This is a genomic window from Geodermatophilus amargosae (assembly GCF_900116515.1).
Taxonomy (GTDB): Bacteria; Actinomycetota; Actinomycetes; order Mycobacteriales; family Geodermatophilaceae; genus Geodermatophilus; species Geodermatophilus amargosae.
The window spans coordinates 33,785-60,265 of the sequence record NZ_FPBA01000029.1 but is presented as its reverse complement, the minus strand read 5'-3'; the positions used below and the strand labels follow the sequence as shown (position 1 = coordinate 60,265).

The following is a 26,481-nucleotide window of genomic DNA, read 5'->3' as shown; positions in this document are numbered from 1 at the left end:
CGCGGTGGACAACAACCAGGACGGGGACAACAACCAGGACGGGGGCACTAACCAGGGCGGGGGCCAGCGCCCCGGTGACCACCACAGCGGCGACCGGCCCAGCGGCGACTGAAGTGACCTCGTCAGGCTGACTGGTACCGCCGACTGTCAGTCCACCCGGACCTGGGCCAGCATCAACGGCGTGGCTCTGCGGGGCCCGGCGCCAGCCCCGGCCCTAGGCTGGCGCGGCCAACCGTCGGCCAGCGGAACCCGCCCAGGAAGCCTGCCCGACCCGATCGACGAGATCCCGGCCCGGTGGTGGTCCAATGGGCCACGGTTGCCGTGTAAACGGAGAGATGCGATGACGAATCACCAGCCGGTCGAGCCCAGCGCCATCTTCGATAGGGATGGGGCTAGCGTCCCCTTTCGGCGTGCAGCGGCCGGGATTGCTCCACGTCTGCGGCCCCCGCTGCTCCCGACGCTGGCGCTGGTCGCCACCGCCGGGCCAGTCCTCACTGCGTCGGCATTTGCGCTCACCGCGGTCGCGGCCGCCAAGGCGGTGGAGATGGCTGGCCGGATGGCGTGGCAGGTTCCTCGCAGTCTGGTCGGCGGACACATCGGGCCACAGGTCGTCCCCGGCGGTCTCGAGGTCACATGGATTCGCGTCGAGTTTCGGTGGCCGTCCTGAGCGTGGGAGCACGCTGGTCCGGCGGTTATAGCGAAGCGCCAGACGTTTGTAGGACAGCAGCCAGCCGAGGGTGCGTTCGACGACCCCATGGTGTCGGCCCAGGCGTGTACGACACCGCGGGCGTGATGAGCGGGATGATGTCGTAAGCGCAGGTGAGCGAGCATGAAGCGGTTGTCATGGCCTTCGCTGCATGCTCGGAAGATACCCGCAGCCGGTGTGTGTTAAGCCGTAATGCGCAAGGTCCAGGCACTCCTCCTGCCGCACCTCCCCGACCACGATCCGCGAGGGCCGCATCCGCAGCGCCTCCTTGACCAGCCGCCGCAGCGGGATCTCCCCGGCGCCCTCGAGGTTGGGCTGGCGGGTCTGCATGGAGACGACGTCAGGCAGCGGCACCCGGAGCTCGAAGACCTCCTCGCAGGTGATCACCCGCTCCCGCGCCGGGATCGCCGCGCACAGGCAGTTGAGGAGGGTGGTCTTCCCGGCCTGCGTGCCACCGGAGACCAGGACGTTCAGGCCAGCGCCGACGGCGGCCTCGAGGAACCGCGCGGCCTGCAGGGTCAGCGTGCCGGTGGCGACCAGCTCGTCGAGGCCGTGCGCACGCAGCACGAACTTGCGGATGTTCACGGCCATGTGCCGCCGGGTGATGTCGGGGATGACGACGTGCAGCCGCGAGCCGTCGGGCAGCATCGCGTCGACGAAGGGCTGGCTCATGTCGATCCGCCGTCCCGAGCTGCGCAGCATCCGCTCGACCAGGTCGGCCAGCTCCCCGGCGCCGAGGATCGTCGTGGTCAGCTCGCTGCGGCCGCGGCGGGCCACGAACACCCGGCCGGGCTCGTTGACCCAGATCTCCTCGACCTCGGGGTCGTCGAGGTGGCGCTGCAGCGGCCCGAACCCGGCCACCCGGTCGAGCACGTCGCGCACCACCGACTCGGGATCGCCGATCGGCGGCAGCGCCGAGGTCAGCGACCGCTCGGAGTAGTCGGCGACGACGTCGCGCACCAGCACCCGGACCGGCGCGGGATCGGTGAAGGGGTCGAGCCCGCGGCGCCGGATGAGCTCGCGGACCTCGCCGTCGACGACGTCCAGGGCACTCCGCGCGGCACTCGTCGCAGTCGGCACCGCACCCCCGTCTCGCCTGCCCGACCCCGTTCGGGACGACGGGACGATAGGGAGACGCAGGCGCTCCGCGGGAGGCTCCTCAGCCGATCTGTGGACAGGGCGTGCGCGGCCGGGGACCAGCTCCACCCGGCCGGGTGACCCGCGCAGGCGAGCCGAGGGTGTGCGCTGACGCAGCGTTCCGCGAGGCGCGATGCGGCGTCAGCGCACGTGCTCAGCGCAGCAGGGCGAGGACGCGGCCCGCGGACTGGTTCGCCTGGGCCAGCATCGCGGTGCCGGCCTGCGCGACGACCTGGCTGCGGGTCAGCGCGGTGACCTCGTCGGCCACGTCGACGTCGCGGATCCGCGACTCCGACGCCGTCGCGTTCTCGATCGAGACGTTGAGTCGGTCGACCCGCGAGGAGAACCGGTTGTCCATCGCGCCGACGTGGGCCCGCAGGTCCGACACCCAGCCGATCGCCCGGTCGATCGCCCGCAGCGTGCCGGCGGTCCCGGCGTCCCCCGCGTAGTACGGCGTCATCGCCCGCGCGTCGGCCGCGGTCGAGGTCGGGCCGGGCGTCGGCGCGGTGAAGACCAGCCCGGTCGCGGTCGCCACGAACGGGCTGAGGGTCGTGCCGAGGGCGGCGATCGCCGCGGTGTCGAGCCGGTCGATGCGGTCCTGCACCGTGACGGCGCCGGTGTAGTCCACCGAGCTCAGGTCGAAGGTCCGCCCGCCGTAGGTGACCGTTCCGACGAGAGCGTCGTAGCTGGTGGCATACGCGTCGGCGGAGACGTAGTCGCCGGCCAGCAGCAGCCGTCCGGCCGACGGCGTGTTGCGGGCGGCGGGGACGGCGGCGTCCACCGTGGCGGCGGTCCCGCCGGAGTACTGCGGGGTCAGGGCGGCGGCGTCGGCAGGGAGCGACGTCGGGCCGGGCGTCGCGCCGGTGAACACCAGCCCCGAGCCGGACGCGGCGAACGAGCCGGCGCCCAGCGCGGACGCCGTGGCGTTCAGCCGGTCGAGGTGGTCCTGCGCCGTCACTGCGCCGGTGTAGTCGACCGTCCCCAGGTCGAGGGTCCGCCCGTCGTACGTCACCGTCCCGGACAGCGCGCGGAAGGCGGCGCCGGAGGTGTAGTTGCCGGCCAGCGTCAGCCGGCCGGGCGCCGGCGTGCTCGGCTCCACGGCGACGGCCGGGGCCAGCGTGTGCTGGAGGCCGAGCCCGCCGGTGAGGTCGACGTCGGAGAGCCCGAGCCCGGCGACGTCGACCGCCCGGCCGGAGACGGCGAGGACGACGCGCACGGTGTCCCCGGCCTCGGCGCCGGCCTGGAACAGCCGGTCGTAGGTGCCGTCCAGCAGGGACCTGCCGTTGAACGACGTCCGGCCGGCGACGTCGTCGAGCTCGGACTTGAGCTGCTCGAACTCCGCGCGGACGGCGGCCGTCGCCTGGGCGTCGAGCAGGCCGGCATTGCCGCCCTGCACGGCGAGGTCGCGCATCCGCCGCAGCATCGCGTGGACGCCGTCGAGGGCGGCGTCGGCGGTGCGCAGCAGGCCGATGCCGTCCTGGGTGTTGCGCACCGCCTGCGTCATGCCGCGCACCTGGGCGCGCAGGCCCTCGGAGACGCCGAGGCCCGTGGCGTCGTCGGCGGCGGTGGCGATGCGGAGCCCGGAGGCCAGTCGCCGCAGCGACGTCCCCACGGACTGGTCCGTCCGGCTCAGCGCGCGCGAGGCACCGAGCGCCGCCACGTTCGTGGCGATACCCAGACCCATCCTGCGCGCCTCCGTGCTGTCGGGCCTGCTGCGTCCGTGCGGCAGGCACCACCTGTCACAACGGCACCATGCGGCCCGTCCTGGACTCGAACGCGGAGCCGCCTCCCCCGCCCGGGTGCCGGGGCTCAGCGGTCGACGTAGCGGCCGACGGTGTGCGCTGGCGCGGCATTCCCGAGGCTGGGGTGCGGCGTCAGCACACACGCTCGCCGCTCAGAGGACAGTCAGGCAGAAGGGGCAGCACGCCGAGTGGCGAGCGGGGCGTGGGAACGGCGGGATCGAACCGCCGGGAGAGCCGTGACCCTCCGTCTCCAGACTCCCCTGAGGTGACCGGATCGCCCCGGCCGTACTCAGCGCTTGCGGAAGATGAGGTAGCCGATCCCGAGGATCACGTCAACGGCGACCCAGAGGAAGATCACGACCATGACGCCGATGCCGGCGCCGATCGCCGTGCCCGCCTGACAGGCGTCGAGGGCCTGACCGACCTGACCGTCGCAGTTGTCCGCCGCACTCGAGGTGCCGCTGATGATCCAGATCAGGAAGATGGCCTGGATCGCCAGGAACACCCAGCGGAACACGTGACGCTTCTTGCGCGTCGTGGTGGGGGCGGTTGCGGTCTGGGACATGGACTTCTCCGTTCAGGGCGTCTCGGTCGAGACAGGAACACCGGCCCGGGGTGGGCACGAGGGCTGGTCACCCGCCGTCTCGGCGAGCGCACGAACGGTATGGCGAATGGCCTGCTGCACACGGGAAATCCGGAACGACGTCGTCTCGCCCTCCCCAGCGGTGACCTCGAGTAGCACGAACCCCGCGCGTGACAGGCCAGATCCGGGCACGCACCCGCTCGCGATCCCGGCGGCCCCCGGACGATGTGCGCTGACGCGGCGTTCCGCGGACCAGGAGGCGGCTTCAGCGCACACGCTGGCCGGACAGCAGATGCCCCTGCGCACGGTCGTGCTCTGCCCACAGGTGTGGGCAGAGCACGAGCGCGCGCGGAACACCGAAGGGCGGCCAGCGCCCTCACGCGGGGCGGGTCAGCGCCCGGGGCGCGGAGCGCAGCGGCACGATGGCCGGCACCCCGGCGCGGGCCGCGGCCTCCTCGAGCAGCAGCGCCTCGGCGTCGCAGGCCTCCAGCGGCCGGGCGAAGAGGTAGCCCTGCGCGGTGTCGCACCGGCCCTCGGCCAGCAGCCGCGCCTGGTGCTCGTGCTCGACGCCCTCGGCGAGGACCTCCAGGCCCAGCGTGCGGCCCAGGTCGATGGTGCCGCGCACGATCGCCGGCAGCGGCTCGCCCTCGGCCATCGAGCTGACGAACGACCGGTCGATCTTGAGCACGTCCACGGTGAACTGCCGCAGGTGCGCCAGCGAGGAGTAGCCGGTGCCGAAGTCGTCCAGCGCCAGCCGCACGCCCAGCGCCCGCAGCGCCGACAGGCACGCGGCCGCCCGCCCGGGGTCGCCCACCAGCGCCGTCTCGGTCACCTCGAGCACCAGCGCACCGGCCGGCAGCCCGCTCTCGGCCAGCGCGTGGGCGATCGAGCCGACCAGGTCCGGCGAGGTCAGCTGGGTGGCCGACACGTTCACCGCCATCGTGAACGGCCCGGCACCCGGGTGCCGGTGCCGCCAGACCGCCGCGGTGGTGCACGCCTCGCGCAGCACCCACGCGCCGATCTCGTCCATCAGGCCCGCGGCCTCGGCCACCGGCACGAACCGGTCGGGGGTCACCGGGCCCAGCCGCGGGTTGTCCCAGCGCAGCAGCGCCTCGAAGCCGGTCACCCGGCGGTCGGCCAGGCCGATCACCGGCTGGTACGCCAGCCGGAACTCCCCACGGTCCACCGCGCCGCGCAGCTCCTGCTCCAGCTCGCGGGCGGCCAGCGCCGCCGCGCGCATGCCCGGCTCGAAGCGCTGCACGCGGTTGCGGCCGTCGAGCTTGGCCGCGTACAGCGCCAGGTCGGCGTCGCCGATGAGCGATTCCCCCGCCACGCCCCCGCGGCCGACGGCCACGCCGACGCTGGCGGACACGGTCACCGGGCCGCCGGGCAGCGGCACCGGCCGCGCCAGCACCTCGAGCGCGCGGGCAGCGGCCAGCAGGGCCTCGTCGTCGCCCTCGCCGGTCTGCTCGACCAGCACGGCGAACTCGTCGCCGCCGAGGCGGGCCACGGTGTCGTCGGCGCGGACCGCGGCGCGCAGCCGCGTCGCCACCTCGCGCAGCAGCGCGTCGCCGGCGGCGTGGCCGAGGGAGTCGTTGACGGCCTTGAAGCCGTCGAGGTCGAGGGACAGCACCGCCACCGAGCCGCCGCCGCGCACCGTCCGGCGCAGCGCCTGGCCCACGCGGTCGGTGAACAGCGCGCGGTTGGCCAGGCCGGTCAGCCCGTCGTGCAGCACGGAGTGGGCGAGCGCCTCCTCGGCACGGCGGCGGCCGGTCACGTCGGTGACGTGGACGACGACGCCGCCGACGTCGGGGTCCCTGCTGAGGTCGACCAGCCGCACGCCGACCCAGCGGTCCTCGCCGCGGTGCCGGGTGGGCAGCTCGGCGTCGACGACCCTGCCCCGAGCGGCCACGGCGCGGGCGAACAGCGCATCGGCGAGGTCAGTGTCCACGCCGGCCAGGCGGAGGGCGTCCGCGGTGGTGCTCAGGCCCGACGGCGTGGCGCCGAGCAGCGTGGCCAGGGGCGTGGGGTCGCTGAGCAGCCGGCCGTCGCGGGAGAGGACCAGGACGGCGTCGGAGGAGTGCGCGGTGAGCTTGGCGGCGAACCGCTCCCGCGAGCGCACGAGCGCCCGGGCAGCCGCCTCGCCGCGCACGAGCAGCGCCGCACGGACGAACACGAGGACGGTCAGCGTGACCATGGCGGTGAACACCGCACCGGCGGCGTCCTCGCCGCCGGTCCAGTCGATGACCAGCTCCGTCGTCGGGGGCACCAGCAGCGCGCCCAGGCAGACGGCCAGGCGGGCCAGGCCCGACACCGCGTGCCCGGCGTCGTCCCCGGCCGCGGGACGGGAGGCGGCGGGCCAGGCGGCGACGGCGAGCAGCACGCTGCCGAGCAGCCAGCCGGCGTCGAGCAGCGAGCCGAGGTCGTCGGCGTCGACGTCGAGCAGGTAGACGACGTCGGAGAAGAGCCAGCAGGCACAGGCGACGGCCACGGCCAGCGAGGCCCGCTCCCCGTGCCGGCGGGTGGCCAGCAGCCGCACGACCAGGCCGATCAGGGCCGCGTCGAGGGCCGGGTAGAGCGAGAGGACGACGCGGTCGAGGCCCCCGAGCGTCGGGTCCTGGACCGTGGTGGCGATCGACAGCTCCCAGACCACCAGCAGCGCGGCGACGAACACGACGAGGGCGTCGATCCAGCCGGACACCTGCTGGTCGCGGTCGGCGTGGCAGGTCCGGGCCATGAGCGCCAGCGCGGCGCCCAGGGCGACGTAGCTGCCCAGGTACAGGACGTCGGCGACACCGAGGTCCGCGCCGGAGCCGGTCAGCGACGTCTGGACCTGCCAGACCACGTCACCGGCGCCGGTCAGGGTGACGCCGAGGGCGACGAGGACGGCGGGGAGCTGCCGCCCCCCGCGGGAGACGCCTGCCCAGGCGGCGACGACCGCCAGCCCCAGCACCGTGAAGTACAGCGCCGTGCCGGTCGCCGTCCCGTACGCCGCGCCCTCGGCAGCGAGCAGGACGACGACGAGGGCGACCACCAGCGCGGGCGCACGCCGCTGGGCCGGCCGGCTCCTGGCGGCCGTCCAGCTGGGTCCATCCATGGTCCACGACACGGAACGGGGATCGGCGTGGAACGGATCGGTCTGGAACGGATCCGGCCGTGTTCCCCCCAGGGGGTGAGACGCGGTCAGCCGGCCGGCCGCAGTACCGCCTGCACCAGGTGCGGACCGGGCTCGCGCAGCGCGGTGCCCAGCTGCTCGGCCAGCTCCTCGGCGGTCTCGGCGCGGGTGGCCGGCACGCCCATCCCGGTGGCCAGCGCGACGAAGTCCAGCGTCGGCCCGCCCAGGTCGAGCAGCTGCCCGGCCTTCTCGCCCGCGCCGGTGGCGCCCACTCGGGAGAGCTCGCCCTGGAGGATCGCGTACGACGCGTTGTCGTAGAGGACGACGGTGACGTCGAGCTGCTCGCGCGCCATCGTCCACAGCGCCTGGACGGTGTACATCGCGCTGCCGTCGGCCTGCAGGACGAGCACCGGCCGGTCGGGACAGGCGACCGCCGCGCCGACCGCCATCGGCAGGCCGTCACCGATCGCCCCACCCGTCAGCGCCAGCCAGTCGTGCCGCGGCGCCCCCGAGGTCAGCTCGGCGATCCCGACGCCGGAGGTGATCGCCTCGTCCACCACCACCGCCCGCTCGGGCAGCAGCGCGCCGACCACCGCCGACACCGCGCGTGGCGTCAGGCGCCCGGTCGGCAGCTCCGGGCGGGAGGCCTCCAGCAGCTCCGGCTCGGCGTCCGCGGCCACCTGCGCGGCGAGCGCCTCGAGCGCCGCGACGCCGTCCTCCCCCGGGGCCGAGAGCACGTGCACCGTGCAGTCCTCCGGCACCGGCGTGCCCGGCACGCCGGGATAGGCGAAGAAGTGCACCGGCGACGTCGCCCCGGCCAGCACCAGGTGCCGCGTGCCGGCCAGCGCCTTGATCGCGACCTCGGGCGGATAGGGCAGCTTGCCGACGTCGGGCAGTCCCGCGCCGCGCACCATCCGCGCCGGGAACGTCTCGGCGAGCAGCCGGGCACCGGTGCCGGCGGCCACCCGCGCCGCGGCCACCAGGCCCGCCTCGGAGGCGACGACGTCCCCGCCGAGCAGCAGCACGGTGGCCTCGCCGCCCTGCACCGCCGCGGCGACGTCCTCGAGGGCCGACGGCGCCACCTGCGGCCGCGGCCGCGGCGGCACCGGGTCGGCCACGACGCCCCCGTCGGACCACGAGACGTCGGCCGGCAGCACCAGCGTGGCGATCTGGCCGCGCGCGGCGGCGGCGACGGCGTCCGCGGCGTCGGCGGCGACGTCCTCCGGTGCCAGCGACCGGCGCACCCAGCCCGACACGGTGCCGGCGACGGCGTCGATGTCGGACTCCAGCGGCGCGTCCAGCCGCTTGTGCGAGCGGCCGTGGTCGCCGACGACGTTGACCATCGGCGTCCGGCCGCGGCGGGCGTTGTGCAGGTTGGCCAGGCCGTTGCCCATGCCCGGCCCGAGGTGCAGCAGCGTGGCGGCGGGCCGGCCGGTCATGCGCGCCCAGCCGTCGGCGGCGCCGGTGGCCACCCCCTCGAACAGGGTGAGGACGCCGCGCATCTCGGGGACGTCGTCCAGCGCCGCGACGAAGTGCATCTCCGACGTGCCGGGGTTGGCGAAGCAGACGTCGACGCCGGCGTCGACGAGCGTGCGGATGAGGGCCTGTGCGCCGTTCACCGGGAGACGTGCACCTCGTTCACCTCGTAGTGGGTCATGACCGCGCCGCCGCTGGCGAACTTCGGCACGTCCTTCGCCGTCGCCTTGCCCTCGTCGGAGGCGAAGGCCGCGCCCATCGCCTGCTCGGAGTCGAAGTCGAGCTGGGCGACGAGGTAGGGGGCGGGGTGCGAGGGGTCCATGGACTGCGGCCGCCCGGTGGTGAGCCGGACCAGCCCGGGCATCTGCACCGCGAGCGGGGTGTGCGTGTCGCGGTAGTAGGCGTCGAACGCCGCCGGGTCGTCGGGCTGTCCGTAGCTGACCACCAGCCTGTGCACCATCTACCGCACCTCCGCGCTCGCGCCCGGGCACCGGTGCCCGGGGGTCCCCCCACCCTGGCAGGGACCGGACGGTCCCCGCGACCTCAGAAGGTGATCACCAGGCGGCCGCGGACCCCGCCGGCGGCCAGCACGCGGTGCGCCTCGGGCGCCTCCTCCGGCGCGAACGTGCGGGCCACCCGCAGCGTCGCCGCGCCGGACTCGACCTGCTCGCGCAGCCGGTCGAGCGCGGCGGCGTTCTCGGCGTAGCGGCGCACCAGCGTCGGGAGCACCTCGACGCGGTCGGACCCGTCGCCGCGGTAGCCGCGGACGGTGGCCACCTTCCCGCCGTCGCGGACCGCGGGCAGCACCAGCGCGTCCTGCACCGCCCCGTCGGCCAGCCCGTCGACGCCGTCGGGGAACTCCGCGCGGATCCGCTCGGCCACGTCGTCGCCGCGCCGCACCACGACGTCGGCGCCGAGGTCGCGGACGAGCTGCTCGTCGGCCTGGGAGGCGTCGGCGACGACGGTGTGCCCGTCGGCCTTCGCCAGCTGGACGACGTAGCCGCCGAAGGCACCCGCCGCGCCGGTCACCGCGACCACCGACCCGGCCGGCAGCGCCATCTGGTCGAGCGCGAGCCGGGCGGTGAGCGCGTTCATCGGCAGCGTGCAGGCGGCGACGGCGTCGGCCCCGGCGGGCACGCGGGCCACCGAGCCGGCCGGCAGCACGAGGTCCTCGCGGTAGCCGCCGTGCGCGCCGGAGGGGACGACGATCGCCATGACCGCGTCGCCCACGGCCACGCGGTCGACCCCCTCGGCCACCTCGACGACCTCGCCGGCGGCGTCCATGCCGGGCACCCAGGGCGGCGTCTTCACCGGGTCGCGCCCGGCGTAGGCGCCGCTGCGCAGGTGGGTGTCGGTCGGGCTCACCGCTGCGGCCCGCACCCGCAGCCGCACCTGGCCGGGCCCCAGGGGCTCGTCGGGCACGTCGACGACGGTGAGGGCCTCGGGCCCGCCGAACTCGGTCACTCCCACGGCTCGCACGGGCCCGACCCTAGGGCGGCACCGGGTGGCGCACCCGGCGGGCAGGTCAGCGGAGCCGGCGGGTGGTCGTCCGCTCCACGACGCGCCACTCGTCCCCGTCCCGGCACGTCGGCGGGGCGGCCGAGGGCGACGAGGGCGCAGGCGGCTCCCTGCCGGCGCAGCGACTGGGCCGCGGTGGCGAGTCGGGCCGGTGCCGCGGCGTCGCTCGCCCCCGCTGGAGCCCGCCCTGCTCCTGGCCGCCCTGCTCCTGCTGCATGCCGGCACCCGCACGCACCGCTCGGACGCTCCGACACCACGTTGACGTCACGACAGCTGCGGATGACGTCATGATGGTGTCATCCTGACACCATGGACCTCGCGCCCTTCGTCGAGCAGCTCCGCCGGGACCTCCTCCTCGCCGCCGCACCCGGCGGTGAGGAGGCCCGCGAGCTGGCCGAGCGCCTCACCGCGCCGCTGGAGGCGTCGGTCCGGCTGGCCCTGCTCAGCGCGCTGTCGGCCGCGGCCGAGGAGCTGACCAGCCAGCTCGCGCCGGGCGCCGTCGACGTGCGGCTGCGCGGCAGCGACATCGGCTTCGTCGTCACCCCGCCCCCGGCGCCCGCCGAGGCGGCGCACGAGCCCCCGGCGCCCGAGCCGGGGATCCCCGACGCCGACGACGGCACCACCATCCGCATCACCCTCCGGCTGCCCGAGCAGCTCAAGGTCCGCGTCGAGGAGGCCGCCGCCCGCCTGGGCTCGTCGGTCAACACGTGGCTGGTCCGGGCCGTCACCGACGCGGTCGCCCGCGCCGACCGGCCGCCGGCCACGGACGGACGCCGCTCCCGGTGGTCGGGCGGCTCCCAGTACACGGGCTGGGCGCGCTAGCGGCGTCCCGCCCGCCACAGGAACACGCACCGCGACCCCGGCCGACCGGTCCGGGGGCGATCTCCCCTGCCCCGAGGAGGGCGCAGCCATGCCCACGTTCGACACACCGGACCCCGTCTCCGCACGCATCGAGGTCGCCGCGGGCAGCGTCCGCGTCCGCGCCTCCGACCGGCGCGACACCGTGGTCACCGTCCGGCCGCGCAACGAGCGCAACCCCGCCGACGTCACCGCCGCGGAGCGCTGCGTGGTCGAGCACACCGCCGGCGAGCTCCTGGTCCGCTCGGCCGGCCGCCCCCGGCTGCTGTTCCTCGGCTCCGGCGGCGAGGTCGACGTCGAGGTCGCCCTCCCCGAGGGGTCCTCGGTCGAGGTGCACACGTCGGCCGGGGACGTCTCCTGCTCCGGCCGGCTGGGCACCGCCGTGCTCGACAGCCGCTACGGCGACATCCGGCTGGACTCGGCCGAGCGGCTCCGGGCGAGCACCAGCAGCGGCGGCATCACCGCCGGCGCCGTCGACGGGAACACCGTCATGCGGACCTCCTACGGCGACGTGCGGCTGGGCCGCACCGACGGCGACGCGCGCCTGGAGACCGCCTGCGGCGACGTCACCGTCGACCGCACCCACGGCTCGCTGCGGGGCAGCACGAAGTACGGGAAGGTGCGGGTCGGTGAGGCGGTGCGCGGGTCGCTGGTGCTCGAGACCGCCTACGGCGAGGTCGAGGCCGGCATCGCGGCCGGCACCGCGGCCTGGCTGGACCTGCAGTCGGGATCGGGCAGCATCCGCAGCGAGCTGACCACCGCCGAGGGACCCGACGACGCGACCGACACCGTCGAGGTCCAGGCACGCACCGGCTACGGCGACATCCTCGTCAGGCGGGCCTGAGCATGGCTCCGCAGAGGGACACCGCCGTCTCCGTCACCGGCCTGCGCAAGGCCTTCGGGTCGACCGTCGTCCTCGACGGCCTGGACCTCGCCGTCGCCGAGGGCTCGGTCTACGCCCTGCTCGGCCCCAACGGCGCCGGGAAGACGACCACCGTCGACATCCTGTCCACGCTCACCCCGGCCGCCGCCGGGCAGGTGACCGTGGCCGGGCACGACCTCGCCCGCGATCCCGGCGGGGTCCGCTCCGCCATCGCGGTGACCGGGCAGTTCTCCGCCGTCGACAGCCTGCTCACCGGGCGGGAGAACCTCCGGCTGATGGCCGACCTGAACCACCTCGGCCGCCGGGAGGGCCGCCGCCGCGCCACGGACCTGCTCGAGCGCTTCGACCTCGTCGACGCCGCCGACCGGCTGCCGTCCACCTACTCCGGCGGCATGCGCCGCCGGCTGGACCTGGCGATGGGGCTGCTGGGCGACCCGCGCGTCGTCTTCCTCGACGAGCCCACCACCGGCCTGGACCCGCGCAGCCGCCGGGCCATGTGGGACGTCGTCCGCGGGCTGGTCGCCGAGGGCGTGACGATCCTGCTCACCACGCAGTACCTCGAGGAGGCCGACCAGCTCGCCGACCGCATCGGCCTGCTCGACGGCGGCCGGCTGGTCGCCGAGGGGACCTCCGACGAGCTCAAGCGGCTGGTCCCCGGCGGCGCGGTGCGGCTGTCCTTCGACGACGCCACCGCCCTCGAGGCGGCCGCGGGGGCGCTCGGTGTCCCGCCCGGCGACCCCGCCGCGCTCGTGCTCGAGGTGCCCTCCGACGGCAGCGTCCCCGCGCTGCGGGCCCTGCTCGCCCGCCTCGACGACGCCCGCGTCGACGTCGCCGGGCTCACCGTCACCACACCCGGCCTCGACGACGTCTTCCTGGCGCTGACCGGCCGCCCGACCTCCGAGGAGGTGCCCGCGTGAGCGTTCCCGCCACCCTGGCCGACAGCCGGACGATGCTGCGGCGGAACCTGCAGCACGCCGTCCGCTACCCGTCGCTGACCCTGATCGTCGCCGCGGTGCCGATCGTCTTCCTGCTGCTGTTCGTCTACGTCCTCGGCGGCACGCTCGGCGCGGGCCTGGGCGGACCTGGGGGCGGGCGCACCGAGTACGTCACCTACGTGGTGCCCGGCGTGCTGCTCCTGGCCGTCGCCGGCGCCCCGCAGGGCACCGCCATCGCGGTGGCCATGGACATGACCGAGGGCATCATCTCCCGCTTCCGGACCATGTCGATCGCCCGGGCGTCGGTGCTGACCGGGCACGTCGTCGGCTCGGTCGTCCAGACGCTGGTGGGCCTGGCCGTGGTCCTCGCCGTCGCGCTGCTGGTGGGCTTCCGGCCCGACGCGGGTCCGGTGGAGTGGCTGGCCGCGACCGGCCTGCTGGCCCTGGCGTCCTTCGCGCTGGCCTGGCCGGCGGTCGCGATGGGCCTGGCCTCCCCCACCGTGGAGGCGGCGAGCAACCTGCCGATGCCGCTGTCGCTGCTGCCGTTCCTCGGCAGCGGGTTCGTGCCGGTGGACTCGATGCCCGCGGGCCTGCGCTGGTTCGCCGAGTACCAGCCGTTCACGCCGATGATCGAGACACTGCGCGGGCTGCTCACCGGCACCGCCATCGGGTCCAGCGCGTGGGTGGCGGGCGCCTGGTGCGCCGGCATCGCGCTCGTCGGCTACCTCTGGGCGCGGCGGGGCTACGAGCGCCGCCCGGCCCGCTGAACGCGAGCGGCCCAGGACCGGCGTGGTCCTGGGCCGCCGGCCGTCGGCCCCCTGCAGGGTCCCGCCGCGAGCTTGCGAGTGGCGGGGAGCAGGGGGTCCTCACTCAGCGCTCGAGGCCGTACTCCTTGAGCAGGCCGCGGCTGATGATCGTCTTCTGGATCTCGCTGGTGCCCTCGCCGATGAGCAGGAACGGCGCCTCGCGCATCAGCCGCTCGATCTCGTACTCCTTGGAGTAGCCATAGCCGCCGTGGATGCGGAAGGACTGCGTGGTCACCTCGGCGCAGTATTCGCTGGCGATGAGCTTGGCCATCCCTGCCTCGACGTCGTTGCGCTGACCGGCGTCCTTGAGGCGGGCGGCGTTGACCATCATGAGGTGGGCGGCCTCGACCTTGGTGGCCATCTCGGCGAGCTGGAAGGCGATCGCCTGGTGCTGGACGATCGGCTTGCCGAAGGTCTCCCGCTGCTGGGCGTACTCGACGGCGAGCTCGAACGCGCGGATGGAGATGCCGCAGGCGCGGGCGGCGACGTTCACGCGGCCGACCTCGACGCCGTCCATCATCTGCGCGAAGCCGCGGCCGGGGGTCCCGCCGAGGATCATGTCGGCGCCGATGCGGTAGCCGTCGAACACCAGCTCGGTGGTGTCGACGCCCTTGTAGCCCATCTTGTCGATCTTGCCGGGGATGGTCAGGCCCGGGGCGACGGTGCCGAAGCCGGCCGGCTTCTCCACCAGGAACGTCGTCAGGTTCTGGTACGCCTTGTCCGCGCCGAGGTCGGTGCGCACCAGCGTGGCCACCAGCGTCGAGGAGCCGCCGTTGGTCAGCCACATCTTCTGGCCGTCGATGACGTAGGAGTCCCCGTCGGGGACGGCCTTGGTGCGGATGCCCGCGACGTCGGAGCCGAGACCCGGCTCGGACATGGAGAACGCGCCGCGGACCTCGCCGGTGGCCATGCGCGGGAGGAAGTGCTCCTTCTGCTCCGGCGTGCCGTGCTGACGGAGCATGTACGCGACGATGAAGTGGGTGTTGATGACGCCCGAGACGCTCATCCAGCCGCGGGCGATCTCCTCGACCACCAGCGCGTAGGTCAGCAGCGACTCGCCGAGGCCGCCGTACTCCTCGGGGATCATCAGCCCGAAGATGCCGAGCTCCTTGAGCCCGTCGACGATCTCGGTCGGGTACTCGTCGGCGTGCTCGAGCGCCTGCGCGTGCGGGATGATCTCCTTGTCCACGAAGCTGCGGACCGTCGACAGGATCTCCTGCTGGATGTCGGTCAGGTCGGCGGTCTGCGCCAGTCGGGCCACGTCTGCTCCTCCGGGACTCCGGTGTCCGTTTGCTACCGGCGAGTATGGGCGAGACGCCCGGACCCGTCGCCGTGTCCCCGGTCACCTGCGGGACCCCGAGGCATAGGAAGCTCTCCCCACGTCCGACGGCCCGGGACGTGGGGAGAGCTTCCACTGCCTCGCGCGGGGCTCAGCTCTCCGGCGGGGTGAAGCTCGACGAGCGGCTCATGCCGGCGGCGCGGCCCTTGCCGGCGATGACCAGCGCCATCTTCCGGCTGGCCTCGTCGATCATCTCGTCGCCGAGCATCGCCGAGCCCTTCTTGCCGCCGGCCTCCGACGTCGCCCAGTCGTAGGCGTCGAGGATCAGCTCGGCGTGGTCGTAGTCCTCCTGCGACGGCGCGTAGATCTCGTTGGCGGCGTCGATCTGGCCCGGGTGCAGCACCCACTTGCCGTCGAAGCCGAGCATCGCCGAGCGCCTGGCGACCTCCTCGAACGCGGGCACGTCGCGCACCTGCAGGAACGGACCGTCGATCGCCTGCACGCCGCGGGCGCGGGCGGCCATGAGGATCTGCATGAGGATGTAGTGGAACGGGTCGCCCGGGTAGTCGGGGTGCAGGGCGCCCACCACCAGCGACTTCATGTTGATGCTGGCCATGAAGTCGGCCGGGCCGAAGATGATCGTCTCGATCCGGTCGCTGGCGAAGGCGATGTCGTTGACGTTGATCAGGCCCTGCGCGGTCTCGATCTGCGCCTCGATGCCGATCCGCCCGACCTCCAGGCCGTTGGCCTTCTCGATCTGGGTGAGCAGCAGGTCCAGCGCCTTCACCTGGGCGGCGTCCTGGACCTTGGGCAGCATGATGCAGTCGAGCTCGGCGCCGGCCCCGCCGACGACCTCGAGCACGTCCTGGAAGGTCCACTCCGTCGTCCAGTCGTTGACCCGGACCGTGCGGATCTTGTCGCCCCAGCCGCCCTCGTTGAGCGCCGCGACGATGTTCTTCCGGGCACCCGGCTTGGCCAGCGGCGCGCAGGCGTCCTCGAGGTCGAGGAACACCTGGTCGGCGGGCAGGCCCTTGGCCTTCTCCAGGAAGCGCGGGTTGCTCCCCGGCACGGCGAGGTTGGAACGGCGGGATCGGAGCTCGGCCACGGTGCCTCCGCTGGTGGGTCGATGATCGGCTACCGGAGGGTAACGACGGCGCCCGCGTGCCCCGTCAGGTGACCGGCTCGACCGGCGTCGGCGGCCGGCTCGCCCGGATCACCAGCGCCACCCCGGCGACGACGGCGACCATCCCCGGCAGCGCCAGCAGCGGCGGGGTCTGCCCGAGCAGCACGAGCGCCACCAGCAGCGCGCCGGGCACCTCCAGCAGCACCGCGAGCCCGACCACGGTCGGCCCGACGGTGGACAGCACCAGGTTGAGCAGCGTGTGCCCGAGGATCTGCGCGCACACGGTGATCGCCGCGATCAGCCACCAGTCGCGGGCGCTGAACCCGGCGAGCGGCGTGGTGGTGACCAGCGCCGCGACGGCGAGCACGGCCGCGCAGGTGGAGTAGCAGACGACGGAGTACGCCGACGTCGCCAGCCGGGTGCGGGCGCGCGCCCCCGCGAGCATGTAGCCGCCCGCGCAGATCGCGCCGAGCAGCGCCAGCCCGTCACCGGCGAGTGCCTCCAGGCTCACCGCGACGTCGACCCCGGCGATCAGCGCGGCGCCGACGACGGCCAGCCCGAGGCCGACCCACACCTGCCCGGGCAGCCGCACGCCGGAGACCCGCGCGGCCAGCGCCGTCCAGATCGGGGTGGTGGTGACCAGCGCCGTCGACGCGGCGACCGTGGTCATCGACAGGCTGGGCAGCCAGGCGGCGAAGTGCGCGGCGAGGAACAGCCCGGCGACCACCGAGCTGCCCAGGTCCCGCGGCCGCAGCCCGGTCAGCGTCGCGCGCTCCCGGCCGAGGAGCACCGGGACCAGCAGCGCGGCGCCGGCCGCGTTGCGCCAGAAGGCGATGGCGAGGAAGGAGGTGGTGACCAGCGCGGTCAGCGGACCGGAGAACGACACCCCGACGACGGCGACCGCCATCAGCCCGACGTCGCGGGCGCCCGGGCGGTGGACCGCCCACGGGGACGGTGCGGTCGTCGCCTGGCTCACGGGACGCGGATGCGGCCGGCGGCCACCGGCACCACCGCGCCGGCCACCGTGGCCGCCGTCGCCCGGCCGGCCTCGGCGGTGACGGTGCAGGACAGCACCGACGGCCGCCCCATCGCCTCGCCCTGCCGCACGGTGTAGGACGACGTCCCCTCCGGCGCCGCCAGCCCGGAGGCGACCAGCCAGACGCCGGTGCCCAGCGCCGCGGAGCCGGTGGCCGGGTCCTCGCCCCAGCGCAGGTCGTTCGCGAACACGCGGGCGGAGGCGGTCGAGCCGTCCCAGGACAGCACCGAGACGCCCTCCCCCACGCCGAAGGCGCCGAGCGCGGCGGGGTCCGGGACGGCGCGGTCGACGACGCCCGGGTGGACGGCGAGGAAGGCGAACGGCAGGCCGCAGCCGGCGACGGACGCGGGCAGCCCCACGGCGTCGGCCGCCGACAGCCCCAGCGCCTGCGCCAGCGCCGCCGGCTCGGGACCGTCCTCGAGCGTCGGCCGACCGCCGGACAGGGTGGCGCCGGCCTCGTCGACGACGACGTCGAGCACCCCGGCACCGCACTCCTGGCGCAGCGTCCCGGCGGGCAGCCGGCCGGTGCGCACCAGCGTGTGCGCGGCGCCGACGCTCGGGTGACCGGCGAAGGGCAGTTCGGCGTAGGGCGTGAAGATGCGCACCCGGTAGTCGGCTCCGGGCTCGGTGGGCGCGCAGAGGAACGACGTCTCCGACAGCGCGAACTCGTTCGCCAGGGCCTGGCACTGCCCGGTGGTCAGGTCGTCGGCGTCGAACACGACGGCCAGGGGGTTTCCCGCGAACGCCCGCGGCGCGAACACGTCGACGACCTCGTACTCGACGGACCCGGGGGCTGCCACGCGCCGACGGTAACCTCACGAACCGTGAGCACGGTGACCAGGGCATACGTCTCCCGGCTCGCCGGACTCCCCGTCTTCGACCCCAACGGGGACCGGGTCGGGCGCCTGCGCGACGTCGTCGTGGCGCTGCGCGTGGGCAGCGCCTCCCCGCGGGCGCTGGGGCTGGTCGTGGAGGTCGTGGCGCGCCGGCGCATCTTCGTGCCGATGGGCAAGGTGACAAGCATCGACCCCGGCGCGGTGGTGCTCGGCTCGGGCACGCTGAACCTCAAGCGCTTCGAGCAGCGGGCCGGCGAGACGCTGGTGCTGGGCGAACTGCTCGACCGCACGGTCACCATCCGCGAGTCCGCCCGGCGGGCGACCGTGGTCGACGCCGCCATGGAGCAGACCCGCACCGGCGACTGGCTGATCACCCGCCTGGCCGTCCAGGAGCCCGGCCGCATCGGCCGCCGCGGGCAGCTGCACCAGCTCGCCTGGGACGAGGTGGACGGGCTCGCGCTGCCGGAGACCGGCCAGGGCGCGGAGACGCTGATCGCCACGTACCGCGAGCTCAACGCCGCCGACCTCGCGCACGCGCTGCAGGACCTGCCGATCAAGCGGCGGCACGAGGTCGCCGAGGCCCTCGACGACGAGCGGCTGGCCGACGTGCTCGGGGAGCTGCCCGAGGCCGAGCAGGCCCTCATCCTCGGCACGCTGGAGGAGCGCCGGGCCGCCGACGTCCTCGAGGAGATGGACCCCGACGACGCCGCCGACCTGCTCGCCGAGCTGTCCAACGTCGACCGCGACCGGCTGCTGGAGCTCATGGAGCCCGACGAGGCCGAGCCGGTGCGCCAGCTGCTCAAGTACTCCGAGGACACCGCCGGCGGGATGATGACCAGCGAGCCGGTGATCCTCTCTCCCGACGCGACGATCGCCGAGGCGCTGGCCCGGGTCCGCGAGCCCGAGCTCACGCCGTCGCTGGCCAGCCAGGTCTACGTCTGCCGCCCGCCGTCGGCCACCCCCACCGGGCGCTACCTGGGCCTGGCGCACATCCAGCGGCTGCTGCGCGAGCCACCCTCGACGCTGGTCAGCGGCGCCCTCGACGACCTCGAGCCGCTGCGCCCCGAGGCGCCGCTGGCCGAGGTCACCCGCTACTTCGCCACCTACAACCTGGTCGCCGCGCCGGTCGTCGACGAGCAGGGCCGGCTGGTGGGCGCGGTGAGCGTCGACGACGTCCTCGACCACCTGCTGCCCGAGGACTGGCGCGAGCGGGCCCGTCGTGGCTGAGTCCGGGCGCCGCCTCGACGTCCCCCGCGGCTCGCCGCGCAGCCTCTCCAGCTTCCTGCGGCTGGACCCCGACGCCGTCGGCCGGTTCGCCGAGGGCATCGCCCGCTTCCTCGGCACCGGCCGGTTCCTCGCCGTCCAGACGCTGATCGTGATCGTCTGGATCACCCTCAACGTGGTCGCCGTGGGGCTGCGGTGGGACCCCTATCCCTTCATCCTGCTGAACCTGGCCTTCTCCACCCAGGCCGCCTACGCCGCGCCGCTGATCCTGCTGGCGCAGAACCGGCAGGCCGACCGCGACCGCGTGCAGGCCGAGGAGGACCGTGCCCGCGCCGCCTCGACCCGCGCCGACACCGAGTACCTCGCCCGCGAGCTGGCCGCGCTGCGCGTGGCCGTCGGCGAGCTGGCCACCCGCGACTTCATCCGCGGCGAGCTCAACCGCATGGCCGGAGACGAGGGCGACGACGCGGAGAAGCGGGAGAAGAAGCGCCGCAAGCACGCCGAGCGGGGCGAGCGCGAGAAGCGGGCCGAGCGGGAGCGCCGCGAGTCGGTCGGCTGAGGCTCAGCCCAGCAGCGCCTGCAGACGTCGAGGCCGCGGGCGGCGAGCCAGGTGGCCGACGCGAGCAGCACGACTCGCCCACAGCCGGGTGCGCGCCCGCCGGGGCAGGACGGCGACCAGCGCCCCGGCGACGAGCACGTCGGCCGCCGCCTGCACCGGGTGCGCGGCCGCGTCGCCGAGCACCGCTCCCCCGCCCGGCACGATGCCCGCGGCGCCCGCGAGCAGCGCACCGGGCACCGGCCCGTCCTGCCGGGTCGCCCGGTGCACCGCGACGGCGACGGCCGGGACGGCGGTGGCCGAGAGCGCCAGCCAGGCGCCGAGCAGCCGGTTCCAGCCGAAGCCGAGGACCAGCGCCGCCCACGCGTAGTAGGCGAGGCTCATCAGGGCGAAGGAGACGCACGCACGCACCGCCGCCGCGCGGGCCGACGGCGCCCAGCGGCCCAGCGCGGCCACGGCGAGGACCCACGCGGCCGGGTAGCTGCCCAGGTCCGCCGCCCACGCCTGGCCCGACTCGTCGGCCGCCTTGGCCGCGATCCCCGCCAGGACCCCGGCCGGCGCGGCGGCGAGCAGCCCGCGCGGCTCAGCCGGGGAGGTCCTTGGCGAGGTGGACGAGCTCGAGGCCGGCGCTGACCCGTTCACGGCGTTCCTCCCGGTAGCCCGCCCGCCGGTACAGGCGGAGGTTGCCGGCGCTGCGGGCGCCGGTGAACAGGACCGCCCGGCGGGCTCCCGGCGTCCGTTCCACGGCGGCGAGCAGGGCCGTGCCGACGCCCCGGCCCCGGCGGTCGGGCGCCACGACCAGGCGGCCCACCGACAGCACCCCGCCGGCGAGCTCGCCGCGCACCGCACCCACCACCCGCGGACCCACCGTGGCGGTGAGGACGGTGCCGGCGGCGACGGCCGCGGCGACCTCCTCGAGGGTCTCGGTGAGCGGCGGGATGCCCGGGTCGCCGTACAGCTGGGCCTCGGTCACGTAGGCGGCGCGCTGGAGGGTGAGCACCTCCCCCGCGCTGCCCGGGGCGGCCGGCCCGACGACGACGCCGTCGGCCACCGCCGCCGTCGCGAGCTCCAGGTCGACGAAGGCGGCGATCATGGCGCGGTACACCCGCTCGACCGCCTCCGGGCTCGCGCCGTGCGCCGTCGCGCGCTCCCGCGCCCGGGCGACGACCTGCTCGACCCGGCCGGGCGCCCGCACGGCGGCGCCGTCGGCCTTCAGCCGGCCGGCCGCCCGCACCAGCTCCTCGCGGCGGGCGAGCAGCGCGACGACGTCGTCGTCGAGGCGGTCGATCGCGGCGCGGACGGAGGCGAGGTCCGCGGGGCCGGTCACCTCAGCCCACCAGGACGTGCACGAGCGCCCCGGTGGCACCGGCCAGCACGAGGACGACGATGAACGGCGCGCGCAGCGCCAGCGCCACCGCGGCGACCGCCAGCCCGGCCAGCCGGCCGTCGACGACGAGGTCCTGCCCGGAGCTCAGCGCCTGCACGGCCACGAGCGCGGCCAGCAGCGCCGCCGGCACGAAGGTGACCAGCCGGGTCACCCACGGCCGCTCGACCCACGCGGCGGGCACCGACAGCCCGGCCAGCTTGAGCAGGTAGCAGCCCAGCGACCCGACGAGCACCGCCGTCCACAGCGCGCCGCTGCTCACGCCGCCTCCCGCGGCCGGCCGGCGAGCACCACCGCGACGACGGCGGCCACCACCTGCACGCCCGGCGGCACGAACGGCGTCAGCGCCAGCGCGACGACCGCGCCGCCGAGCGCCACCCGCCGGGCGACGGCCGGCTCGTCGGCGCCGGCGCGCAGCCGCGGCCACAGCAGGGCGAGGAACGCGGCCGGGACGACGGCGTCCAGCGCCGCCTGCGCCGTCTCCCCCAGTGCCCCGGCGCCGAGCGCACCGACCAGCGTGGTGGCGTTCCAGACGGCGTAGATGGTGGCGCCGCCGGCGAGGAAGCCCAGCCGGGCCAGGCCGCGGTCGGGAGCGGCCACGGCCAGCGCCGTCGTCTCGTCGATCACCCAGTGCGCCAGGCCCAGCCGGCGCAGCAGCCCGCGCGGCGCGAGCAGCGGCGCCAGGCGGACGCCGTAGACGGTGTTACGGGTGCCCAGCAGCAGCGCGCTGCCGACAGCAGCCGCCGCGCCTCCCCCGGCGCCGAGGACACCGACCAGCGCGAACTGCGAGGCGCCGGTGAACATCAGCAGCGACATGGCCAGCGCCTGCCAGGGGTCCAGGCCCGCGGCGTCGGCGGCCGCGCCGAAGGCGACGCCGTAGAGGCCGACGGCGACGCCCAGCCCGATCGCGTCGCGCAGGACGGCGGTACGGGCGGGACCGGGCACGCCGTCGGACTCTAGAGCCCGCCCGCCCCTCCTCCACCCGAGTCCCGAGGACGCGCCCGCCGTGCGTGCTGCGCGACCGGGGCCCGCGGACCGCCGGATGCAGCACCTGCGGGGAAGTCGCTGCTCATCCGTCTCCGTGGACGGCCACTGCCCGGCAGTTGCCCGGGCGGATCGAGCGGGGTCGTGGCGCCGGCGCGGCGACCGGCGGCCGGGGAGCGGGCCGCCCCGGGGGCGTTGACCTGCACGTGCCCGGCGGGACGCCCGGCACCGAGTGCGCAGCAGATCACCACCGCGCCGGGCGGCACCCGGTGCCCGCCGCCGTACAGTGAGAGGTGGCCCGCAGTGCAGGTCGCCGCCTCCGCGCGGCGCGTCGCCGACCGGGTCCCCCCGTCGAAGGAGACACATCCCCCATGTCCGACACGCTGACCGGCTCGCCGGCGCTCGACGCCGTCAACGCCGCTCTGGCCACCGTCCAGGACCCGGAGATCAACCGTCCGCTGACCGACCTCGGGATGGTCAAGGACGTGCAGATCGGCGTCGGCGGCGACCCGGGCGCCGTGCGCGTCGAGGTCTACCTGACCGTGGCCGGCTGCCCGATGCGCGAGACCATCACCAACCGGGTGACCACGGCGGTCTCCGCCGTCCCCGGCGTGACGTCGGTGCAGGTCGGCCTGGACGTCATGAGCGACGAGCAGCGCTCGGAGCTGCGCAAGACCGTGCGCGGCAGCGACACCGCCGAGCCGGTGATCCCCTTCGCCCAGCCCGGCTCGCTGACCCGCGTCTACGCGGTCGCCTCCGGCAAGGGCGGCGTCGGCAAGTCCAGCGTCACGGTCAACCTGGCCGCCGCGCTGGCCAAGAAGGGCCTGTCGGTCGGGGTCGTGGACGCCGACATCTACGGCCACTCGGTGCCGCGCATGCTCGGCGTCGAGGACAAGCCGACCCAGGTCGACAACATGATCATGCCGCCGCAGTCGATGGGCGTGAAGGTCATCTCGATCGGCATGTTCACCCCGGGCAACACCCCGGTCGTCTGGCGCGGCCCGATGCTGCACCGCGCGCTGCAGCAGTTCCTCGCCGACGTGTGGTGGGGCGACCTGGACGTCCTGCTGCTGGACCTCCCGCCCGGCACCGGCGACGTCGCGATCTCCATCGCCCAGCTGCTGCCCAACGCCGAGATCCTCGTGGTGACCACGCCGCAGCTGGCCGCCGCCGAGGTGGCCGAGCGGGCCGGCGCGATCGCCACGCAGACCCACCAGCAGGTGGTCGGCGTCATCGAGAACATGTCGTGGCTCGAGCTGCCCGACGGCTCGCGGATGGAGGTCTTCGGCTCCGGTGGCGGCCAGGCGGTCTCCGACGCGCTGACCCGCACCCTCGGTGCCCGGGTCCCGCTGCTCGGCCAGATCCCGCTCGACACGCGGCTGCGGGAGTCCGGCGACGCCGGTGCGCCGATCGTGCTGGCCGATCCGGAGACGCCCGCCGCGCAGGCGCTCGGCAAGATCGCCGAGTCGCTCGCCGTCCGCCAGCGCGGGCTGTCCGGCATGTCGCTGGGGCTCACGCCCGTCCGTCGCTGACACCACCGAGGCCCGGTCCAGGGGGCCGGGCCTCGGTCGTGCGCGGGGCGGTCAGCCCCGTGGCGCCTCGTGCGGGCGTCCCTTGAGCTCGTGGAAGCCGCTCGTCCCGGCGACGAGCGTGACGCCGTCCCACAACCGGCCCGCCTCCTCCCCGACGGGGACGCGGGAGAGGACCGGGCCGAACCAGGCCGAGCGCGTCCCGGTCCCGGAGACCACCGCCACAACCGGGGTGCCGACGTGCGTGCCCACCAGCTCGATCCCCGACCGGTGCGAGGCCCGCACCAGCCCGTCGTGGGCGGAGGTGTGCGCGGCCTCCGCCAGCTGCTCGGGCAGGCCGGCCGCGCGCAGCAGGTCGTGGGTGTCGGGCCACTCGCCCCGGCCGTGCACGGCTTCCCCGTAGGCGCGGTACAGCGCGGCCAGGGCGGCCTGCCCGTGCTCCTCCTGCACCAGCGCGAAGACCCGCACGGGCTGCCACAGCCAGCCCTCGGGATCGCCCTCCGGGTCGTCCTCGCGCCCCTCGTCGAGCACCGCCAGGCTCATCACGTGCCAGCGGACAGCGACGTCACGCACCCGCTCGACCTCCCACAGCCAGCGGGCGGTCACCCACGTGTACGGGCAGCTGGGGTCGACCCAGCAGTCGACGGCGGTCACCCGCGGAGTCTGCCGCGGTCCGGGCGTCCGGCGGGACCCCCGTTCCCGGACTAGGTCGCGTCGACGTCGAACGGCGGCGGGGTGCTCCGGTCGTGGTCGGCGACGGCCGGCCGGGTGGCGGGCTTGACCAGGCTCGCCGCCGTCGCGCCGGCCGGCGTCCCGGCGTCGCCGCGGCGCACCGGAGGGGCGTCGTCGTCGAACAGCTGCGAGCGGATGAACGTCTTCGGGTGGTACTTGCGCAGGTCCAGGTCGCGCAGGCCGGCGAGGTCGTCGCCGAGGGACTCGTCCACCTGGGCGCGCACCCCCGTGATCGCCTCGCGCACCTTCTTCAGCCCGGCCGCGGCGTCCCGGGCCAGGTGCGGGAGCCGCTCGGGCCCGAAGATGAACAGCGCGGCCAGTGCCAGGACGACGATCTCGCCCCAGCCGATCGAGTCGAACACGAGGCTCCCTCCCCTAGGCCTGTGCGAGGGTGGCCTGGACCGTCGTCGACGAGCCGCCGCGCACCAGCTCGATCGTCACCACGTCCCCGGGGGCGTGCGCGTCGATGGCGACGGCGAGCTCCTCGGAGCTGCCCACGGCCTGGTCGTCGACGCCGATGACGACGTCCTGCTCCTGGATGCCGGCGTCGGCCGCGGGGCTGCCCGGCTCGACGTTGAGGACCAGCGCGCCGTCGCGGGTGCCGTCGGTGACCGACCGGGTGTTCACCCCGAGGGTGGCGTGCACCGCACTGCCGGTGGCGATCAGCTGCTCGGCGACGGTGCGGGCGGTGTCGATCGGGATGGCGAAGCCGAGGCCCACGCTGCCGCCGCCGAGCGAGGCGATCGCGGTGTTGATGCCGATGACCGCGCCCGTGGCGTCGACCAGCGCGCCGCCGGAGTTGCCCGGGTTGATCGGGGCGTCGGTCTGCACGGCGCTGATGACCGCGTTGGTGTCGCTGCCCTCCCCGGCCAGCCGCACCGGCCGGTCGAGGGCGCTGACGATGCCGCTGGTCACCGTGCCGGCCAGGCCCAGCGGCGAGCCGATGGCGACGACCGGGTCACCGACGACGACGTCGTCGGAGTCGCCGAGCGAGGCGGTGACCAGGCCGGGCTTCTCGACCTTGACGACGGCGATGTCGCTGGCCGGGTCGCGGCCGACGATGCGCGCCGACGAGCCGCTGCCGTCGCTGAACACCGCGCGGATCTCCGCGCCCTCCACACCGTCGGCGCCGGAGATGACGTGGTTGTTGGTGACGATGTAGCCGTCGGCGCCGTCGACGACCACACCCGAGCCGGTGGCGCCCGCGTCGCCGATGCGCACCTCGATGGACACGACGGCCGGGATCACGGTCTCGGCGATGTCGGACACCGAGCCCGGCTCCCGGGTGATCCCCTCGTCGGTCTCGGTCAGGGTGGTGCCCGGTGCCAGCAGCGGCGTCTCGCTGGCCTCGCGGGTCAGCAGGTAGCCCACCCCGCCGCCGAGCGCGCCGGCGAGCAGGACGGCCAGCGCGACGAGCACGGCCACCCGCACCGACAGGTCGCGCAGCCGCAGCTTCCGGCGGCCCTCCCGGTCGACGACGACCGGCCCCTCCTGCTCGGACTCCTCCTCGAACACCGCGGGACCGGTGAGGCCGGCCGGGGCGTGCGGATCGCGCCACGGGTCGCTCTTCGCGTCCGGCTTCCACCACGGGCCGGCCGACGTGCGCCGGCGCCCGGGACGGCCACCGGGCGGCTCCTGCAGCCCGGCCTGGCCGGCCGGTGCGCGGAAGGCGCGCAACACGGCCTCCGGCGGCGGCGGGGGCACCGGCCGGGGCGGCATCGCGGGGCGGTCGCCGGCGAAGCTGCCGGGGACGGCGGCCGGCCGGCCGAAGGCGGCGGCCTGTGCGGGGCTGGGCTGCGGCCGGGGCGCCGAGGCCGGCCGGGCCTGCTCCGGCGGGTCGAAGGAACCGGTGGCCCCGGCGGGCCGGGCGAAGACCGCGTCGCCGTCGCGGCCGCTGCCGACCGGCGGGCGGACGACGGCCTCCACGGTGCGGTCGGCGTCGCGGGTCGCGGCCTCGGGCGTGCCGGTCTCGCGAGCGTCGTCGGGTGGGGTCACGGGTACAGGGTCCTCCCCGGACCTGTCAGCGGACGGGAGCTGGC

Annotated in this window: 25 protein-coding genes and 1 pseudogene; 7 read left to right on the top strand and 19 right to left on the bottom strand. The window is 75.4% G+C overall.

Going from position 1 to position 26,481, the window contains the following annotated elements:
* Positions 1-688: 688 nt before the first annotated feature.
* The 8 genes and pseudogenes from BM414_RS28730 to BM414_RS25045 form a co-directional block, all read right to left on the bottom strand.
* Positions 689-772 (bottom strand): annotated as a pseudogene (locus BM414_RS28730) (IS5/IS1182 family transposase); the annotation flags it as partial.
* Positions 773-841: 69 nt separating this feature from the next.
* Complete coding sequence (locus BM414_RS25075; RefSeq protein ID WP_245784977.1) at positions 842-1,786, bottom strand: TadA family conjugal transfer-associated ATPase; 945 nt, start codon at positions 1,784-1,786, stop codon at positions 842-844.
* A 211-nt stretch (positions 1,787-1,997) separates the two neighbouring features.
* Positions 1,998-3,527 (bottom strand): flagellin N-terminal helical domain-containing protein, encoded by a 1,530-nt coding sequence (locus BM414_RS25070; RefSeq protein WP_093584070.1) that lies wholly within the window; start codon positions 3,525-3,527, stop codon positions 1,998-2,000.
* Between the two features lie 347 nt (positions 3,528-3,874).
* Positions 3,875-4,150, bottom strand: coding sequence for a hypothetical protein (locus tag BM414_RS25065; RefSeq protein WP_217644923.1), 276 nt, complete (start codon positions 4,148-4,150; stop codon positions 3,875-3,877).
* A 394-nt stretch (positions 4,151-4,544) separates the two neighbouring features.
* The gene (locus BM414_RS25060; RefSeq protein ID WP_093584068.1) at positions 4,545-7,265 is read right to left on the bottom strand and encodes a putative bifunctional diguanylate cyclase/phosphodiesterase; all 2,721 of its coding nucleotides are present in this window, start codon (positions 7,263-7,265) and stop codon (positions 4,545-4,547) included.
* Positions 7,266-7,351: 86 nt separating this feature from the next.
* Positions 7,352-8,902 carry an acetolactate synthase large subunit gene (locus BM414_RS25055; protein WP_093584066.1) on the bottom strand — a complete coding sequence of 517 codons (1,551 nt, stop codon included), beginning with the start codon at positions 8,900-8,902 and terminating at the stop codon, positions 7,352-7,354.
* On the bottom strand, positions 8,899-9,219 hold the full coding sequence (locus tag BM414_RS25050; RefSeq protein ID WP_093584064.1) for an EthD family reductase: 321 nt from the start codon (positions 9,217-9,219) through the stop codon (positions 8,899-8,901). Before BM414_RS25050 ends, BM414_RS25055 begins: the two co-directional genes overlap by 4 nt.
* Before the next feature lie 83 nt (positions 9,220-9,302).
* The gene (locus tag BM414_RS25045) at positions 9,303-10,238 is read right to left on the bottom strand and encodes an NADP-dependent oxidoreductase (RefSeq protein ID WP_093584062.1); all 936 of its coding nucleotides are present in this window, start codon (positions 10,236-10,238) and stop codon (positions 9,303-9,305) included.
* A gap of 348 nt (positions 10,239-10,586) precedes the next feature.
* Between BM414_RS25045 and BM414_RS25040 the strand changes: the two genes are divergently transcribed.
* The 4 genes from BM414_RS25040 to BM414_RS25025 all read left to right on the top strand — a co-directional run bounded on the left by BM414_RS25040 (position 10,587) and on the right by BM414_RS25025 (position 13,720).
* On the top strand, positions 10,587-11,099 hold the full coding sequence (locus BM414_RS25040) for a hypothetical protein (protein WP_093584060.1): 513 nt from the start codon (positions 10,587-10,589) through the stop codon (positions 11,097-11,099).
* A gap of 88 nt (positions 11,100-11,187) precedes the next feature.
* A complete protein-coding gene (locus BM414_RS25035; RefSeq protein WP_093584058.1) occupies positions 11,188-11,979 on the top strand; it encodes a DUF4097 family beta strand repeat-containing protein in 792 nt (263 codons plus the stop codon).
* Positions 11,980-11,981: 2 nt separating this feature from the next.
* Positions 11,982-12,935, top strand: a complete 954-nt coding sequence (locus BM414_RS25030; RefSeq protein WP_093584056.1) for an ATP-binding cassette domain-containing protein — start codon at positions 11,982-11,984, stop codon at positions 12,933-12,935.
* Complete coding sequence (locus BM414_RS25025) at positions 12,932-13,720, top strand: ABC transporter permease (protein ID WP_217644922.1); 789 nt, start codon at positions 12,932-12,934, stop codon at positions 13,718-13,720. Before BM414_RS25030 ends, BM414_RS25025 begins: the two co-directional genes overlap by 4 nt.
* Positions 13,721-13,823: 103 nt before the next feature.
* Here the strand turns inward: BM414_RS25025 and BM414_RS25020 are convergent, their stop codons facing one another.
* From BM414_RS25020 to BM414_RS25005, 4 genes are all read right to left on the bottom strand, one after another.
* Entirely contained in the window at positions 13,824-15,020 is a 1,197-nt protein-coding gene (locus tag BM414_RS25020) for an acyl-CoA dehydrogenase family protein (protein WP_093584054.1), read from the bottom strand.
* 169 nt (positions 15,021-15,189) lie between these two features.
* Positions 15,190-16,143, bottom strand: a complete 954-nt coding sequence (locus tag BM414_RS25015; protein WP_093584052.1) for an HpcH/HpaI aldolase/citrate lyase family protein — start codon at positions 16,141-16,143, stop codon at positions 15,190-15,192.
* 64 nt (positions 16,144-16,207) lie between these two features.
* The gene (locus tag BM414_RS25010) at positions 16,208-17,137 is read right to left on the bottom strand and encodes a DMT family transporter (RefSeq protein ID WP_245784976.1); all 930 of its coding nucleotides are present in this window, start codon (positions 17,135-17,137) and stop codon (positions 16,208-16,210) included.
* The gene (locus BM414_RS25005) at positions 17,134-17,997 is read right to left on the bottom strand and encodes a PhzF family phenazine biosynthesis protein (protein WP_093584050.1); all 864 of its coding nucleotides are present in this window, start codon (positions 17,995-17,997) and stop codon (positions 17,134-17,136) included. The genes BM414_RS25010 and BM414_RS25005 overlap by 4 nt, the downstream gene beginning before the upstream one ends.
* A gap of 24 nt (positions 17,998-18,021) precedes the next feature.
* Here BM414_RS25005 and BM414_RS25000 point away from each other — a divergent pair, with 24 nt between their 5' ends.
* Together BM414_RS25000 and BM414_RS24995 are read left to right on the top strand one after the other, a co-directional pair.
* Positions 18,022-19,260, top strand: coding sequence for a magnesium transporter MgtE N-terminal domain-containing protein (locus tag BM414_RS25000; protein WP_093584048.1), 1,239 nt, complete (start codon positions 18,022-18,024; stop codon positions 19,258-19,260).
* Entirely contained in the window at positions 19,253-19,816 is a 564-nt protein-coding gene (locus tag BM414_RS24995) for a DUF1003 domain-containing protein (protein ID WP_093584046.1), read from the top strand. The genes BM414_RS25000 and BM414_RS24995 overlap by 8 nt, the downstream gene beginning before the upstream one ends.
* A gap of 3 nt (positions 19,817-19,819) precedes the next feature.
* Here BM414_RS24995 and BM414_RS24990 read toward each other — a convergent pair whose 3' ends face one another.
* The 4 genes from BM414_RS24990 to BM414_RS24975 are packed head-to-tail and all read right to left on the bottom strand — an operon-like array spanning position 19,820 to position 22,142.
* A complete protein-coding gene (locus BM414_RS24990) occupies positions 19,820-20,455 on the bottom strand; it encodes a hypothetical protein (RefSeq protein ID WP_093584044.1) in 636 nt (211 codons plus the stop codon).
* A complete protein-coding gene (locus BM414_RS30410; RefSeq protein WP_217644921.1) occupies positions 20,397-21,140 on the bottom strand; it encodes a GNAT family N-acetyltransferase in 744 nt (247 codons plus the stop codon). Before BM414_RS30410 ends, BM414_RS24990 begins: the two co-directional genes overlap by 59 nt.
* Position 21,141: 1 nt before the next feature.
* Positions 21,142-21,459, bottom strand: a complete 318-nt coding sequence (locus BM414_RS24980; protein ID WP_093584040.1) for an AzlD domain-containing protein — start codon at positions 21,457-21,459, stop codon at positions 21,142-21,144.
* Positions 21,456-22,142 carry an AzlC family ABC transporter permease gene (locus tag BM414_RS24975; protein WP_093584039.1) on the bottom strand — a complete coding sequence of 229 codons (687 nt, stop codon included), beginning with the start codon at positions 22,140-22,142 and terminating at the stop codon, positions 21,456-21,458. Before BM414_RS24975 ends, BM414_RS24980 begins: the two co-directional genes overlap by 4 nt.
* Positions 22,143-22,552: 410 nt before the next feature.
* Between BM414_RS24975 and BM414_RS24970 the strand changes: the two genes are divergently transcribed.
* A complete protein-coding gene (locus BM414_RS24970; RefSeq protein ID WP_093584037.1) occupies positions 22,553-23,713 on the top strand; it encodes an Mrp/NBP35 family ATP-binding protein in 1,161 nt (386 codons plus the stop codon).
* 51 nt (positions 23,714-23,764) lie between these two features.
* Here BM414_RS24970 and BM414_RS24965 read toward each other — a convergent pair whose 3' ends face one another.
* Genes BM414_RS24965 through BM414_RS24955 form a run of 3 tightly spaced genes read right to left on the bottom strand, consistent with a single transcriptional unit; the run spans position 23,765 to position 26,437 of the window.
* Complete coding sequence (locus BM414_RS24965; protein WP_093584035.1) at positions 23,765-24,364, bottom strand: mycothiol-dependent nitroreductase Rv2466c family protein; 600 nt, start codon at positions 24,362-24,364, stop codon at positions 23,765-23,767.
* A gap of 50 nt (positions 24,365-24,414) precedes the next feature.
* The gene (locus BM414_RS24960; protein ID WP_093584033.1) at positions 24,415-24,804 is read right to left on the bottom strand and encodes a twin-arginine translocase TatA/TatE family subunit; all 390 of its coding nucleotides are present in this window, start codon (positions 24,802-24,804) and stop codon (positions 24,415-24,417) included.
* A gap of 13 nt (positions 24,805-24,817) precedes the next feature.
* Positions 24,818-26,437: a S1C family serine protease gene (locus BM414_RS24955; RefSeq protein ID WP_245784975.1), complete on the bottom strand. Its 1,620-nt coding sequence runs from the start codon at positions 26,435-26,437 to the stop codon at positions 24,818-24,820.
* Positions 26,438-26,481: the final 44 nt, after the last annotated feature.

Bases quoted from the DNA above. Each gene is read 5' to 3' on its own strand.
- BM414_RS25070 (WP_093584070.1), bottom strand. From the start codon at position 3,527: ATGGGTCTGGGTATCGCCACGAACGTGGCGGCGCTCGGTGCCTCGCGC.
- BM414_RS25065 (WP_217644923.1), bottom strand. From the start codon at position 4,150: ATGTCCCAGACCGCAACCGCCCCCACCACGACGCGCAAGAAGCGTCAC.
- BM414_RS25060 (WP_093584068.1), bottom strand. From the start codon at position 7,265: ATGGATGGACCCAGCTGGACGGCCGCCAGGAGCCGGCCGGCCCAGCGG.
- BM414_RS25050 (WP_093584064.1), bottom strand. From the start codon at position 9,219: ATGGTGCACAGGCTGGTGGTCAGCTACGGACAGCCCGACGACCCGGCG.
- BM414_RS25040 (WP_093584060.1), top strand. From the start codon at position 10,587: ATGGACCTCGCGCCCTTCGTCGAGCAGCTCCGCCGGGACCTCCTCCTC.
- BM414_RS25035 (WP_093584058.1), top strand. From the start codon at position 11,188: ATGCCCACGTTCGACACACCGGACCCCGTCTCCGCACGCATCGAGGTC.
- BM414_RS25030 (WP_093584056.1), top strand. From the start codon at position 11,982: ATGGCTCCGCAGAGGGACACCGCCGTCTCCGTCACCGGCCTGCGCAAG.
- BM414_RS24970 (WP_093584037.1), top strand. From the start codon at position 22,553: ATGTCCGACACGCTGACCGGCTCGCCGGCGCTCGACGCCGTCAACGCC.